Raw genomic sequence first — 14,780 nt, 5'->3', positions numbered from 1 at the left:
TGTTGAGCTCTTTTAGTAATTTGAATTTATAATCCTAGTAGCGTTTGAACTAGGAAGTGTTTTAAGTGATAAACGACATGCCACAATCAAAGTCATTTTCTATGGCTAATTCGCGTTGGACACTGATTGTCCCTGCGCTTTGTTTGATTACCTCTCCTACGGTTTCAGCCAACGTTTTGTCAGACGCATTTCGCAAGGAGCTAGAGCAGCGTTTTGCCACCAGTGTATTACTCAACGATACCGATGTTTTTACTTTTGGTATTAATAACTTCGATCCAAATGAAGTTTTTAGTTTAGACAATGAAGATATTGGCTCGAATGATTCGGTAAGTCGCCGTCAAAACATTACATCTCTCAGTCTTCCTTACACCTTTGAGCTGCCCAAATACATTGAAGGCAACCATCAAGAGATAACGTTGCGCTTATCAGCATTGCGTATCGAGAACGACGTTGAATATGCAGCGACGATAAAAAGCGATTATCAAAAAGAGTCTGTGGTTTCTGGTTACGTCGAGTTTGCTAATGTCTCTCAATTAAATGAGTACTGGAGCTTTCATTCAGGTATTGGTAATCATATCTCTTATTATCGCAACGACTTTGAATACCGCTCGTCACTACTTGAGCCTATTCAGGACCAATTGGATGGACTTTATTACAACACAGATGCGTGGGCATATATCATAGAGCCGAAAATTAAGCTGATTTTTGAAGATAAAAATCATTGGGGGAGATACAAACTGAGTACCAGTTGGCACTATTTTAATGGTGTTGGTTGGGGAGAAGCTAACAACGGTGATGTAGGGAACCCGGAAGGTTGGTATATCGCTAACGAAGCTAAGATCTTCTACGATCTCGTGCGTTGGGATAAAAACATTACATCGATGTATTCGAGCATTAGAAGAATTGATATCGGTGGGGACACCGTGGAGTCGATGGGGACGACCTCGTATTATGAGGGTAGTGTAGGTTGGTTGCTGAACCCCAACTTATTCAATGAATGGGTTGATAATGTAGGCATCGGTTTTACGATCAACTACGGGAGTAGCTTAAAAGGTGGTAGCCTCGTTCTGTTCTTCAACCAAGACTAGTTGCTTGCTGTTTAAAGCGAACTGCATTTAGCACCAAATATCTAATTAACCAAAGAATCATAGCCAAGCACGTATAGAGCTTGGCTTTTGTTTTTTTAGCTATGAATACAGAGTTTGTTTCGGCCCGTCTTTTTGGCTTTGTACAATGCTTGATCGGCAAGCTTCAATACTTCTTCAGGGTGCTTGGTGGTTGTACTGTCTGCCAATCCAATACTCACTGACACATTGACAATTTCAGATGCTTGACCATTTTTACCACGCTTTTTGATGCCTTCATCATGATCATCAGGTCGCTCTTTTGTGTTACGAATTGTCATATCGTAGTCGTGCACTTGTGAAACGAGCGATTGAAGGTGTTCTTTGACTTGTTCGGTATGTTTACCTTTGAAGATGATCGTGAATTCCTCTCCACCATAACGATAAGCTCGAGCGCCACCTGTCGTCTCTTTTAAGATGCTCGCCACTAATTTCAACACGTCATCGCCAATGTCGTGCCCGTACGTGTCATTGAACTTCTTAAAGTGGTCGATATCGACCATCGCCATTGAATACTTGCGCCCTAGATGCTTCATATCGACTTCTAAGGCGTGACGCCCTGGAATGTTTGTCAGTTGGTCATTAAATGCCATATCGTGGCTAGCAGACATCACATAAACAATGATTAAAGTGCCTGACAAAGAAAACATTGTGCTCGATATGTACTGAACATCGAAAAAGATAAAGGTACTCGACGCCAGCAGGATTGCACTATACACAACCACATCGATTGAACGGTTGTAGACCAGAACCAAAATCGCAGTTAAACCCAATAAACACAGACTATATAAGACTAAAACGAAAGGCAGTTTAGAAAAGTCTCTGACGGTGAAGAGGATACCTTCGCTCCATGATTCAAAACCTCCGGCATGAAAATGAGAAACGATAAGTTGCGCCCAAACCACAAATAACACCAATACCAGAGCATACAAGAACATTGACTTAGAATTCACGCCTGTATCTGGGAAGGCGTACACAAGTAGGCAGGTGACAGGCACTAATGCCGCAAGTAGAGAGAGCTCTAATAGAGTCGTTCCGGTATTTAACGGGGTTTGCAAACGAACTTGGATTACAAGATAGGCGACAAGCATGGTCACTGACACCATGGCCATGCGCCCTTGCCTGAATGTATGGCATAGCAATACCGCAACGCTTAATAGAATATACGGAAGGTTGCTAGCAAACCCTAAGTTTGAATCCGTCACCAGAATGACGTTGTTCATACCTGCAAGTAAAATTGCTAGAAGGAGTAAAGGGAAGCAAAATCGAAACATGCTCGACGTTACAAAAGAAGATGCCATTTATGTGGTGAGCCTAACTATAATGATGATCTTATTAATTAATACTATACGTAGGATACGGTTAAACAAGCGATTGCCAAGCATTTTGCTTAAACGAGAGTGAAAACATAGTCATAGGTCGCTATTGGTGCAACCGCTTTTATATGTATTCAGGTTGCTATTAACTACAGAACGAACTACACAGTATATATGAGAAATTTATTAGTCGTTATAGATACTTAACAAAACCTATGTGGTTAATGCTTAAGGGGCATATTCGATTTTAAAACGGTTTAATATTTGTTTTAAAATTGACCGATATAATGCTTTAACAGCCAAAACCAACCAGGTTGGCATAACGTCTAAGACAAGGTTGAAGATTAGATCTTACATAGAGCTACAAACGGAGGTGTAGTATGCAAATTAGTGTGGATGTACATAACTATATGGAGACGCTGGTGGGCCATGTATTGTCTACCGAAGAATACGTGTCTAGTTATACAAACGAGCAGTTGGCTGATCTCGCATGTTTAGCATTAGGTCAGTTAAAACCTATCTATATTCGCTTTGATATCGATTTCCTTTCGGCCTTACCAGAAGATAAATTGGTTCTGTACAAAAGGAATAGTGAGATCGCGGTCAAAAATGCAGAAAGTATGATTATTGACGACAGACGACGCGATCGTAAGGACAATGTGCCCGTGATCTTCAGTCAACACAATTTTGATGATGACGTAGAATTGCAATGGTATGAAAAGCCATTGTTGAACCGTAAACAGTCATGATAGGTTAGTATCAGTAACGTCATTTAAGGAGTAAAAAACGTGGGATTCTTTTCTAGATTATTTGGTGGCAAAGAAAAAACCGAACAAAAAGTAGAGATTGAGCCAGTCGAATATAGAGGGTTCAATATCTATCAAGATGCCATTGCTGAATCTGGTCAATACCGTGTTGCCGGGCGTATCGAGAAAGAAATTGATGGTGAGATTAAAAGTCATCGTTTTATTCGTTCAGATGTTGTTTCAAACAAAGAAGACGCCAACGAATTGATGCTCAAGAAGTCGCAAATGTTCATCGACCAAATGGGCGATAGCATATTTAGCTAACCAATTAGGGTTAGATTTGATGCTAGTCATAATTTAGAGAGCTTTCAGTGTATATGCTGAAAGCTCTTTTTAGTTTTAGGGACAAAGAGCAGCTAGTCGGTTGTTATTAAAAGGATTATTGGCAAGTGGTTTGACCTCTTTATTCGAGAGGGGCATCATTTATCTAAATTAAGTGCTCAAATTCCATCCAAATCGTTATAAGTAATAACTTTTCCTGTTCTTTGAACAAAACGCTTGAAGTATTAGTTGTCGTTAGATACAAACGAATAAGTCATTGTACCAATTGTTAAAGTATCGCTATGCAAATTGGTGTAGCCAAGTGCGCTTACGATCTCTTTAATTTGCCTTTGGTAAGAATAATAATCACAAATTGATACACAAGGAGTCTAATTTGTTGATAGGTGTACCAAGAGAAACGCTCGCTGGTGAAACGCGAGTCGCTGCATCGCCGAAATCGGTCGAACAGCTTCTAAAGTTAGGATTTGAAGTTTGTGTTGAATCACAAGCAGGTGCGCTAGCAAGTTTTGAAGATTCAGCTTACGAACAAGCTGGTGCAAAAGTTGTAAGCGCAGATGAAGCTTGGAAATCCGATATTATCTTTAAAGTTAACGCTCCAATCGTTGATGATACTAAGAATGAAATCGACCTACTTAAAGATGGCGCAACATTGGTCAGCTTTATTTGGCCGGCTCAAAACCCGGAATTAATGGAGCAGCTGTCGAGCCGTAACATTAATGTGATGGCAATGGACTCTGTGCCTCGTATTTCAAGAGCTCAAGCGCTCGATGCACTAAGTTCTATGGCCAATATCGCGGGTTATCGTGCTGTTGTTGAAGCGGCGCATGAATTTGGTCGATTCTTCACGGGTCAAATTACAGCGGCAGGTAAAGTTCCACCAGCGAAAGTACTGGTTGCTGGTGCGGGTGTTGCTGGCTTGGCGGCAATTGGTGCAGCTGGTAGTTTAGGTGCCATTGTTCGTTCATTCGATGTTCGTCCTGAAGTTAAAGAGCAAGTGGAGTCGATGGGCGCTGAGTTCTTGGAAGTGGATTTTCAGGAAGATACAGGCGCTGGTGATGGCTACGCAAAAGAGATGTCTGACGCGTTCAACAAGAAAGCGGAAGAGCTTTACGCGGCTCAAGCAAAAGACGTTGATATCATTATTACTACAGCACTAATTCCGGGTCGTCCTGCGCCTAAACTTATCACCAAAGAGATGGTCGATAGCATGAGCCCAGGTAGCGTAATTGTGGACCTTGCGGCAGCAAATGGTGGTAACTGTGAATACACGGTTGCGGATCAAGTGATCACAACAGCGAATGGTGTGAAGGTTGTCGGTTACACCGATATGGTTGGTCGTCTACCTACTCAGTCTTCCCAACTGTACGCGACTAACCTAGTGAACTTACTGAAACTACTTTGCAAAGAGAAAGACGGTAACATCAATATCGACTTTGAAGATGTTGTACTTCGTGGTGTCACAGTCGTTAAAGAGGGCGAAGTCACTTGGCCAGCTCCACCAATTCAAGTTTCTGCTCAACCTCAACAGGCTAAGCCAAAAGCAACGAAACCTGAGCCAAAAGTTGAAGAGCCTACTTCTCCAGTTAAAAAAGCGGCAGGTATGGCAATCGCGGTTGGTGCATTCGCTTGGATAGCTTCGGTGGCTCCTGCTGCGTTCTTATCTCACTTTACCGTTTTTGTTCTCGCTTGTGTGGTGGGTTATTACGTAGTTTGGAATGTTAGCCATTCTCTTCATACGCCTTTGATGTCTGTAACGAACGCGATTTCAGGGATCATTGTGGTGGGTGCGCTATTACAGATTGGACAGGGAAGCGGCGTCGTGACTTTCCTATCGTTTATTGCCGTTTTAATTGCAAGTATCAATATCTTTGGTGGCTTTACCGTGACCAAACGTATGCTTGAAATGTTCCGTAAAGACTAAGGAGTAACAGATGTCTGAAGGATTAGTACAAGCAGCTTATATTGTTGCTGCTGTATTCTTTATTATGAGCTTGGCTGGATTATCGAAGCAGGAATCTGCACGTGCAGGTAACTATTACGGTATCACGGGTATGGCAATCGCGTTGATCGCGACGATCTTTGGCCCTCACTCTGCAGGTATTGTGTGGATCATCATTGCAATGGTGATCGGTGGTGGTATTGGTATCCACTACGCAAGAAAAGTAGAAATGACTGAAATGCCAGAGCTGGTGGCAATTCTGCACAGCTTCGTAGGTATGGCAGCGGTACTTGTGGGTTACAACAGCTACATCGATCCACCGGCGGCTGTGTCACTTAACCCTGCTGATATTCATGCAGAGCACGTTATCCACCTAGTGGAAGTGTTCCTTGGCGTATTTATCGGTGCTGTGACGTTCACAGGTTCGATTGTTGCGTTTGGTAAGCTTCGCGGCGTTATCTCTTCGTCTGCACTGAACATTCCTCACAAGCACAAATGGAACCTAGCGGCTATCGTGGTTTCAACACTACTTATGATCATGTTCGTTAAAGCAGATGGCAGCATGTTCGCACTGATGGTGATGACACTTATCGCGTTCGCATTCGGTTACCACTTAGTGGCGTCGATCGGCGGTGCAGATATGCCAGTGGTTGTTTCTATGTTGAACTCGTACTCTGGTTGGGCTGCTGCGGCGGCAGGTTTCATGCTTGCAAACGACCTGCTTATCGTAACTGGTGCACTGGTTGGTTCGTCGGGTGCGATTCTGTCTTACATCATGTGTAAAGCAATGAACCGCTCGTTCATTAGTGTTATTGCTGGTGGTTTCGGTCAGGAAGTACAAGTGTCTGAAGGCGATGAAGATCAAGGTGAACACCGTGAAACTTCAGCGGAAGACGTGGCTGACATGCTTAAGAACTCTAAGTCAGTAATCATCACTCCTGGATACGGCATGGCAGTAGCTCAAGCTCAGTACCCAGTGCATGAAATTACTGAAAAGTTGCGTGCACAAGGCGTAAACGTTCGCTTTGGTATCCACCCAGTAGCCGGTAGGTTACCGGGTCACATGAATGTACTGCTTGCTGAAGCAAAAGTCCCTTACGATATCGTTCTTGAAATGGACGAGATCAATGATGACTTTGACGAGACAGATACTGTATTGGTTATTGGTGCGAATGACACCGTAAACCCAGCAGCTCTGGAAGATCCAAACAGCCCAATCGCTGGCATGCCAGTGCTTGAAGTTTGGAACGCTCAAAACGTTATCGTGTTCAAGCGTTCTATGAACACGGGTTACGCAGGCGTACAAAACCCATTGTTCTTTAAAGACAATACACAGATGCTGTTTGGCGATGCTAAACAAAGCTGTCTAGGTATTCTAGAGCACCTATAGAGGTCGGTTCTAGAAACAAAAGTAAGGAGCTCAATTGAGCTCCTTTTTTGTGCCCACAGAGTGGGGGAAATAGTGCGAATGCGAGAGAATATGAGCGCACTAATTGCTTCCCATAGCGACGATGAAATGGCTTAGCTCTAATGCGTTAGACTAGTACATCCGCTCGCTTTGAGCGCAATCAAGTCAATTTAATGACAGTTAGTCGTCATTCTTGCTGTTTTTCATGCGGTTAAAATTTATCTTTGAAAGCGAATGGTATATATTTGTTTGATCTATATGAATTTGCGCTGGTTTGTGATCATCAAAAGAACATTTACTCTTCTTATCGCTACGTTATCAGTATCAGTAAACGCGTTTGCTGATTCTTTGCCTGAGCGTATCGATAATTTCACCAAACTATTTGATCATGAAACGGCAATCGAATCTTATGATATTCGATTGCTTCAGGCTGATTATCCGACGCGTTTGATCACGCCTTCTTCAATGCTGCCGCAAACAGCAGAGTACCCATTAAAAGATATTCAACGCTTATACCAGTTATCAAAAACCTGTAGCGGTAAGTTGCCGTTAAGCCCATTAATAACGGAGCCTTTGGTGTTTACACGTGCGATGTGTAAAGGGACCAAGCTATCTGATCGTTGGTTTAGCCGTAGCGGTCTGATTCACCCAGGTGGTGGCTCTTATGCAGCACGTTACGTTGAGAAATACCCAGAAAAGTTCGATGCGCTAAAACGCTTTATGCACATCCAAGAGCGTCCAAATACTGAACACGATGAACTGCTATCTCGTTTGCAGCAGATGGACAATGAAGCCATTACCGCGCTTCTGGCTGGTGCAAGCATGTTTGTTGAACTTGATGAAATGTGGGTCAAACGGGGCGACAGATATTACCTATACAAAGAGTCTGACTGGCATGAAAACGCGACGTTAGCAGGGCTGTCGTTCAGCTTATCTTCAGAAGGTAAGAGCTGTTTCGTCCAACGTGGTAATGTGTGTTGGGAAATTGAAGATCACTCTGAACTGCTTCAGGTCGCAATGTTCATCTTGGTGATTGCCAACATCATGCTTGTGCTAGGTTGGGCGATATACCGTTGGAACAGTAAGAAACAGGAATTGAAGAGTCGTATGTTGGTTCTTCAGATCTTAACGCACGAACTGAGAACACCGATTGCGAGCTTATCATTGACCGTTGAAGGCTTCAGACGTGAGTTCGAACACTTACCTGAATCGGTATATGATGAGTTCCGTCGACTGTGTGAAGACACGCGTCGTTTAAGGCAGCTAGCAGAAGCAAGTAAAGACTACCTACAGTCGGACAACCAACCACTCGCGACTGAGTGGGTGCCAAGTGTCCAAGAGTGGTTAGAGTACAAAGTTGAAGAAGATTTTGCGCCGGGAATTGAACTGCGCATCAACCAAGATATCGCTGCAAAAGTGAACGTATATTGGTTAGGAACCTGTATCGATAACCTGATCAGGAACGCTGTTAAATACGGTGTCGCACCAGTGATACTAGAACTGAATACTTCTGACAAGAAGCTGACATTCAAAGTTATAGATAATGGAGACTTGTCCCGCAAAGACTGGGGGCAACTAAGAAAGCCATTCGTTAGTAAGAGTGGACTTGGTTTAGGTCTGACGATAGTAGAATCTATGGTCGGAAAAATGGGCGGTCACATGACGCTAATCGGCCCCCCGACAACATTTATTTTGGAGATACCTTGTGAAACAGACATTGCTTCTCGTTGAAGATGATAAAAATTTAGCTGATGGCCTATTAGTTAGCCTTGAGCAAGCTGGGTATGAATGTTTACATGCTGAACTGATCTCTGAAGTTGAAGGCTATTGGGAACAAGCGGATCTAGTTATTCTAGACCGTCAACTTCCTGATGGTGACTCAGTAGACTCACTTCCAAGCTGGAAGAAAAAGAAAGATATTCCTGTAATCTTGCTGACTGCACTGGTTACGGTAAAAGACAAAGTAGCGGGCCTAGATTCAGGCGCTAACGACTACCTAACGAAGCCATTCGCAGAAGCAGAGTTGTTTGCTCGTATCCGTGCTCAACTTCGCCTACCAGATGCTGAAGAGCAAGACGCGTCAAAAGTTATCGCTCAAAACCTTGTTATCGACAAGGCAACACGTGAAGTGTTTTTCAATGAGCAAGAAGTCACGTTAACACGTACTGAGTTTGATCTTCTGCTGTTCTTGGCAAGCAATCTTGGCCGTGTATTTACACGCGACGAACTGCTTGACCACGTTTGGGGTTACAACCACTTCCCAACAACACGTACAGTAGACACGCACGTTCTTCAGTTAAGACAGAAACTGCCAGGTCTAGAGATCGAAACGCTACGTGGCGTTGGCTACAAGATGAAAGCGTAATGAAAAAAGCCTTACTTCCACTATTAATATTGACGAGCGTGGTTAACACCGCGTACGCCACAGATTGGTTTAAGAGCAGCGATGCTCTCACTCAAGTGCATAAACATTTGTTGGATAATGATCTACCGCAGATGTTTGATTCTCTAGTGGAAGTTTGGCAAATCAATGTTTCTCAATCTCGAGAAGAGCACCTCAATGAACTGTTCGACCAAGCGTTGAATAAAGATTGTGGTAAAACCCTCACTAAGAAAACGCTACCGGACTGGATTAGCTCGGTTGTTGTTAAGAGACACATCATCCAAAGCCCAGGTCGAGACACATTTCGGGTTTCAATTGATGTCGAATCTGAACAAGAAATCCAAAACATCACCTTCGAAAAGTGGGTAGATAAAGTCGTTTCTTCCGATAGCGAGTTTACGAAAGAAAGCGAAGTGGTTAACAACGCCTCGGTCAGTTTGTACCGCAAGCGCTATAACTTAGCGTCACAGCTCGATTCTGGCTTGTATCGCCTGAACGTGAAGGGCGAAGGGGGTAACTCTTGGAGCACATGGATCATTTTGGGTGAAGTTGCCATGCGTCAGCAAGTACGCTGGGCATCAAAAGATACGTGGCGAATAGATAAGAAAGACCTGCTTAACCCATACTGTCCGCTTCCTAAGCTAGAAATCGGTTTGTACGATTATGTCGACGAGCACTATGAACAAGTGTGGGGTAAGAGCTATGAATCGGATTACCCGATGAATCTGACAGGCGAAGATCTGCCCAATGACCGTTATGTTCTGGCGGTTTCTATGGTGCATTCGCGTTGGCAAGGTGACATAGCGATAGAACAAGCACAAACTATCAGTAAAACTTATGATATTTCTAGCGAAGAAGAGTTAAAGTAATTTAAAATTGTGCCGTTAACTATGTAAGGGATCTAACAAAGATAAACGGCATGAAAAAAACTACTAAACTACTCGCAGCGTCAATTGCATTCGCCAGTCTTCCTATTTCAGCAGCAAACTACGCCATTGAAGCGCGTGGTGATGCAATGGGTGGTGTTGGTGTTGTTTCTGCAAACTTCCTAACCGCTCCATTCTATAACCCAGCATTGGTTGCCATTTACCGTCGCAATGATGATATGGGTATGATTACGCCTAGCTTTGGTGGTAATTATAATGATCCTAACGATATGAAATCGAATATCGATAGTGTCATTGACGCTTCAAATACTGCAGACTTAGATGCCGCTCTTAACAAACTTGATGGTAACCAGGCGAACGTAGAGCTTGGTGGTGTTGTGGCGTTCGCGCTACCTAACCAATTTGTTGCTGCAAACCTATTTGCTAAAGCCTACACAGAATCTTTTGCGACACCTGATGTTTACACAACGGGTTCCGATACGGACAAAGTTGAGTTGTCTACCGTTGAAGCGGTTTCAATTGGTGTAGCTGAAGTTGGCCTTTCTCTTGCTAAATACCAAACCTTTATAGGCCAACACATCTCTTTTGGTATTACTCCTAAGATTCAACGCATCTACACATACAACTACATTGCATCGGTTAATGATTACGATCTCTCTGACGTAAGAGAAAACAGCAATGGTGAAACTGCATTTAACATGGATGCAGGTGCGCTTTGGTTCTTCGGACCGTTCCGAGTAGGTGTTGCTGCGACCAACTTGTTCTCAAGAGATATTGAGACGAAAGATACAACCCGAACGTTAACTAGCAGCACAAGTGGTGCCACTCACCAAGTTGGTGGTAAATACGCTTATCAGCTTGAGCCAGTTTATACCGTTGGTGCTGGTATCGTGTCTGACTACTTCTCGTTAAGTGTCGATTACGATTTGAATGAAACTGAAAAGTTTACTTCGTTTGAAGACAATGAGCAGATGATTCGTGTCGGTACTGAAGTTGACCTATTGCGTCAAATACAGCTAAGGGCAGGGTACTACAAGAACCTCGCTTACTCTGATTCAGAAGGGACCATCACAGCGGGTATCGGTTTGTCGCCTCTTAATTTGTTTCAGTTAGATCTAAGTGCTAACTACACAAACGAAAATGCAATGGGTGCATCTATCAATTTCCTTGCTAGTTACTAACAGTCCTTATATAGTTCTGCTCCTAAACAAAGGAGCAGAGCATGCTAAACGACTTACCAACCCTTTCTCACGAAGAGCAACAGAAAGCTGTTGAGCGAATTCAAGAAATGATGACCCAAGGTGTCAGCACAGCACAAGCTATCAAAATCGTTGCTGAGCAAATTCGTGAAGAAATGAGTAATAAAGAAGAGTAGGGCATTGGCCCTTCTTTTTTACCCATCTAATGCACTATAACTAAATATATTACCCTCTAGTATATTCTCTCGTTCATACCAACACTTTATTCGTCCTCAGTTTTGACCTATCCAAAACGCTTAAGTTAAGTTTATTCAGTAAGTTACATCAGAGTAATCAACTTTAAGGGCTTTTTTGGGTTCCTAACTGTAATTAAATTACAACAGGATCTGAAAGTTAAACAACTGGCACTTTTGGTGTCAGCATTTATGTCACTAGGCGTAAGTTGTTCAATATTCGAGCTTTTTCAACGATCGTGACGCTGTGACTTCAATTAGCGAATAGATTAGGGTAAGCCTAATGAGTAAGGTTTTGTGGTTTGAGTGTGGGAGTGTTCGTTACAAGCACCGATATTAAGATACCCAGCGACAGATCTGTCCATCTATCGCTGTTTAGGCTTAAATACGCATACTTCAAGTGCAGCAGAACGCATTAGCTGAGGGGGATTTAGTGCGGAAAATACAAGGTTTGTGTTGAGGTGGATAGTGATTTATTTAAGTGTGTGGCTTGAACTTAAAACAAGTTGATTCACAGCCACTAGAGTGAGCAGGTAGATTCGAAGACTTGCCATGCAAAAGCGGCGAGCATTAAGGGACTTAGCTGGCTGGGCGCAATCTTACAGGTACTTAGAGACGCGCAGGTGAAAAACGAAGAGGTGGAATCAAAACGTCACGACTTGGTTTCGTCCGTTATTCTTTGCTTCATACAGCGCTTTGTCTGCACGTTTAATTGCAGAACGTATCGACTCATTCTGCTTAAGCTGTGTGATACCAGTAGAAGCTGTGACAGTCAGCGCGTTCGGCCATACCTTTGTGTCCATTGCAAGGTACAAGTTATCGATTGATTCGTGACACTGTAGCGTTGTTTGTTCTAGGCAAACGAGTAGAAACTCCTCACCACCCCAGCGATAAAGCAAATAATGCTCGCCAAGTGTTTCATTTGCGGTAGTAACAAATTGGATGAGAACCTTATCACCAACTTCATGGCCATGCTGGTCGTTAATCTGCTTGAAATGGTCTAAGTCAAACAACGCGACGTGAATCATTTTTCCTTGTTGTGCTAACCATTCGAAATCATAGAAGGTATCTAGCGCTTCGGTTCTGTTTCTGCAGCCAGTCAACGGATCTGTTGTGGCCTTTACCTTTAACTCTTCAATCTCTTGGGTTAGATGGCGTTGTTGCTGTGCTAAGCGCCTTTTGTTTCGTCGAGCGATATGTAGAGCACAGCAGACATAGTAGACGGCATATATTACCCATAGCCCAACTAAGAGTTCACCGAGTAAAGCCTTGCTGATGATTTTACCGTGGAAGGCAATACTAGAGATCTTAATTGAGTGATGCCCTTCGAGCGTGCTAGCACCAAGACCGAGTTCAACTGATACTGCGTTCGTGATGTCTACCGCGCTATCAGAAACAGGGCGTTTATAATGATCAATCCACCAGAATGGGACATTGAAGTAGTCCAAGTCGATGTGGCTTGCATCGGGTAGCGAAAAGTCTAAGCGATTGAACTTATTCGACATTGCATCGCCCTTAACACTGTAACCCTTGTCGTAGTTGCGAATGTAAAAGCGAAACCTAGGGTTCTCTTGTCCTTCGTATTCCATGTTTATGGATACCGAATCATACGTGGAGAGATCTAACCCTTTGCCTTCTGTAGATAGCACGAATTCAACTTCACAGAATGGCTTGCTGTAGGTTCTCTTAAAGTCACACTGTAACTCAATTCCATCTTTTGAACTGTGTAATGAGCCAATTGTGTCGCCATTATGAATGCTATCTGTGTTAACCCGTGTAGGGTATTTGTCTGCTTCAATGACATAGCTCTTGTTCATAATCTTATCAAAAGAGAGTAGCGACAATAGGGTGATTGCTAGGCAAAAAATTGAGAGAAATATGTTGAGTTTGCGGAATGCTTTGTCGCTCATGATGTTAATCCGTACACGTGATTCGAACCTAATACGCAATGCCTTAGAGTTGGCGTAATCGAAGATTAGAGTATTAGCATTGCTGGAATTGCTACCTCTAAAACTGTTCTAGAAGTGACGGTTATACAGGAAACTGCGCCATTAGACCAAGATGAAGTTTAAAAATTGAACGCAGAGCATTGATTTTGAATGTAATTTACTCAGTAAGTACCGTTTTTACGGGCAGATAAATTTAACTGTATAAATACACAGTTAAATTTTAAGTGGATTTGTTCGTCGTGATTAGAGCGAATCTACGTCCTTTATAAGCTCGCCAAGTAGCGGGCCATCAGCAAACTGTTCATTAGTTCTAATTAAAGAAATGTTGCACTGTCACTTTTAAGGTGTGTGACTTTAGTGAGTAAGTAGAACGTATGAAAATAACCACTAAACAAACACCTGAATTGTTGGCGCTATACACGATCGGAGCCCGATTTTTGTAGATTTGATCGCTGGTCACGTTGAACTTAGAGCTAATAGCTAGTGATACACGAGATCTGGTAATGGCTAGGTTAAAGATCTTAAGTCTCCACAGGTTCATAGGCACGGGTACTACGAAGCGCAGTTTGCCAAAGAGTGTGCTCAAACCTATAGACTCAAATGTGCTCGTAGATAGCTTTGGTATAGGCGTCTTCGCTGTTAAAGCTTGAAGCAACCAAGCGCAGGAAGCATTGCATCACAATGGATAAAATTAAGTACGTAGATTTTGTTATGTAGTTGAAGCATTCGTGTATGTGAAATCTGAAAGCACAACAGCAGGATAACTTACAAAGTTAACACACAGGAATCTTTAGCCATTGTTGTAAGTTAGGAGGAATTGAACGTTTTTAAAATTCAGTGGTTAACATCAGATGAGAATTTCTGTTTCGTGAACAAAGTAATGCAATGGTTCTAACATTAGAAACTGTGTTAAAGGCGACTTGAACAGGTGCGCTGGGTTTAGAGCCTATAAGGTTGTTTTACTGGCGTAATGAAAATAGAGTGAATTATATGGAGCTAACGTGTATCCAAATCCAAAAGTGCTTAAACGAATGAAATTAAGCAGCGCGTATGTAAAATATGCCAGGGATAAGGCTAATAAGTCTCCCAGATTTCAATGTCCATCACTGCGTATTATGTCTGCTTATGTTCAATCGTGCATACCTCCTTGAATCAGTGCAACCTCTTGTATTTAGAGGTTTTATCATTGAAGTATCGCGAAATGAGTAAGAATTACATTTTTCGAGAGTTAGAGTGCCAAATGACCAAGGAAGA

At 42.8% G+C, this 14,780-nt stretch carries 12 protein-coding genes and 1 pseudogene; 11 read left to right on the top strand and 2 right to left on the bottom strand.

Translation table 11 applies throughout. The features are described from left to right. Positions 1–77 precede the first annotated feature (77 nt). On the top strand, positions 78–1,088 hold the full coding sequence (locus tag F0251_RS17465) for a Solitary outer membrane autotransporter beta-barrel domain (RefSeq protein ID WP_105058209.1): 1,011 nt from the start codon (positions 78–80) through the stop codon (positions 1,086–1,088). A gap of 95 nt (positions 1,089–1,183) precedes the next feature. Here F0251_RS17465 and F0251_RS17460 read toward each other — a convergent pair whose 3' ends face one another. Next, positions 1,184–2,425, bottom strand: a complete 1,242-nt coding sequence (locus tag F0251_RS17460) for a GGDEF domain-containing protein (protein ID WP_171731469.1) — start codon at positions 2,423–2,425, stop codon at positions 1,184–1,186. Between the two features lie 395 nt (positions 2,426–2,820). On the opposite strand from F0251_RS17460, the gene F0251_RS17455 reads away from it, so the two are divergent. From F0251_RS17455 to F0251_RS17415, 9 genes are all read left to right on the top strand, one after another. Beyond that, complete coding sequence (locus F0251_RS17455; RefSeq protein ID WP_008224142.1) at positions 2,821–3,189, top strand: late competence development ComFB family protein; 369 nt, start codon at positions 2,821–2,823, stop codon at positions 3,187–3,189. Between the two features lie 39 nt (positions 3,190–3,228). Continuing rightward, entirely contained in the window at positions 3,229–3,510 is a 282-nt protein-coding gene (locus F0251_RS17450; protein WP_105058207.1) for an HlyU family transcriptional regulator, read from the top strand. Between the two features lie 391 nt (positions 3,511–3,901). Continuing rightward, complete coding sequence (pntA, locus tag F0251_RS17445) at positions 3,902–5,449, top strand: Re/Si-specific NAD(P)(+) transhydrogenase subunit alpha (protein WP_061030931.1); 1,548 nt, start codon at positions 3,902–3,904, stop codon at positions 5,447–5,449. A 10-nt stretch (positions 5,450–5,459) separates the two neighbouring features. Further along, entirely contained in the window at positions 5,460–6,857 is a 1,398-nt protein-coding gene (gene pntB, locus F0251_RS17440) for a Re/Si-specific NAD(P)(+) transhydrogenase subunit beta (protein ID WP_061030932.1), read from the top strand. A gap of 276 nt (positions 6,858–7,133) precedes the next feature. Beyond that, positions 7,134–8,606, top strand: coding sequence for a sensor histidine kinase VxrA (vxrA, locus tag F0251_RS17435; protein ID WP_061031335.1), 1,473 nt, complete (start codon positions 7,134–7,136; stop codon positions 8,604–8,606). Beyond that, complete coding sequence (gene vxrB / locus F0251_RS17430; RefSeq protein WP_061030933.1) at positions 8,581–9,240, top strand: response regulator transcription factor VxrB; 660 nt, start codon at positions 8,581–8,583, stop codon at positions 9,238–9,240. Before vxrA ends, vxrB begins: the two co-directional genes overlap by 26 nt. Next, the gene (locus F0251_RS17425) at positions 9,240–10,127 is read left to right on the top strand and encodes a DUF2861 family protein (RefSeq protein ID WP_105058206.1); all 888 of its coding nucleotides are present in this window, start codon (positions 9,240–9,242) and stop codon (positions 10,125–10,127) included. The genes vxrB and F0251_RS17425 overlap by 1 nt, the downstream gene beginning before the upstream one ends. 50 nt (positions 10,128–10,177) lie before the next feature. Further along, positions 10,178–11,326: a conjugal transfer protein TraF gene (locus F0251_RS17420; protein WP_171731468.1), complete on the top strand. Its 1,149-nt coding sequence runs from the start codon at positions 10,178–10,180 to the stop codon at positions 11,324–11,326. 41 nt (positions 11,327–11,367) lie between these two features. Continuing rightward, positions 11,368–11,520 (top strand): YoaH family protein, encoded by a 153-nt coding sequence (locus tag F0251_RS17415; protein WP_008224757.1) that lies wholly within the window; start codon positions 11,368–11,370, stop codon positions 11,518–11,520. Between the two features lie 701 nt (positions 11,521–12,221). On the opposite strand, the gene F0251_RS17410 is transcribed toward F0251_RS17415, so the two are convergent. Next, the gene (locus tag F0251_RS17410; RefSeq protein ID WP_171731467.1) at positions 12,222–13,487 is read right to left on the bottom strand and encodes a GGDEF domain-containing protein; all 1,266 of its coding nucleotides are present in this window, start codon (positions 13,485–13,487) and stop codon (positions 12,222–12,224) included. Between the two features lie 1,171 nt (positions 13,488–14,658). Between F0251_RS17410 and F0251_RS24685 the strand changes: the two are divergent. After that, positions 14,659–14,780, top strand: a pseudogene (locus F0251_RS24685) (regulator); the annotation flags it as partial.

It is taken from the genome of Vibrio sp. 070316B, from assembly GCF_013114115.1.
Classification (GTDB): Bacteria; Pseudomonadota; Gammaproteobacteria; order Enterobacterales; family Vibrionaceae; genus Vibrio; species Vibrio chagasii_B.
This window is presented reverse-complemented; position numbering and strand designations above follow the sequence as displayed.

Coding starts and splice junctions, on each gene's coding strand:
- pntB (WP_061030932.1), top strand. CDS start 5,460: ATGTCTGAAGGATTAGTACAAGCAGCTTATATTGTTGCTGCTGTATTC.
- F0251_RS17425 (WP_105058206.1), top strand. CDS start 9,240: ATGAAAAAAGCCTTACTTCCACTATTAATATTGACGAGCGTGGTTAAC.
- vxrA (WP_061031335.1), top strand. CDS start 7,134: ATGAATTTGCGCTGGTTTGTGATCATCAAAAGAACATTTACTCTTCTT.
- F0251_RS17460 (WP_171731469.1), bottom strand. CDS start 2,425: ATGGCATCTTCTTTTGTAACGTCGAGCATGTTTCGATTTTGCTTCCCT.
- F0251_RS17455 (WP_008224142.1), top strand. CDS start 2,821: ATGCAAATTAGTGTGGATGTACATAACTATATGGAGACGCTGGTGGGC.
- F0251_RS17410 (WP_171731467.1), bottom strand. CDS start 13,487: ATGAGCGACAAAGCATTCCGCAAACTCAACATATTTCTCTCAATTTTT.
- F0251_RS17465 (WP_105058209.1), top strand. CDS start 78: ATGCCACAATCAAAGTCATTTTCTATGGCTAATTCGCGTTGGACACTG.
- F0251_RS17420 (WP_171731468.1), top strand. CDS start 10,178: ATGAAAAAAACTACTAAACTACTCGCAGCGTCAATTGCATTCGCCAGT.
- F0251_RS17415 (WP_008224757.1), top strand. CDS start 11,368: ATGCTAAACGACTTACCAACCCTTTCTCACGAAGAGCAACAGAAAGCT.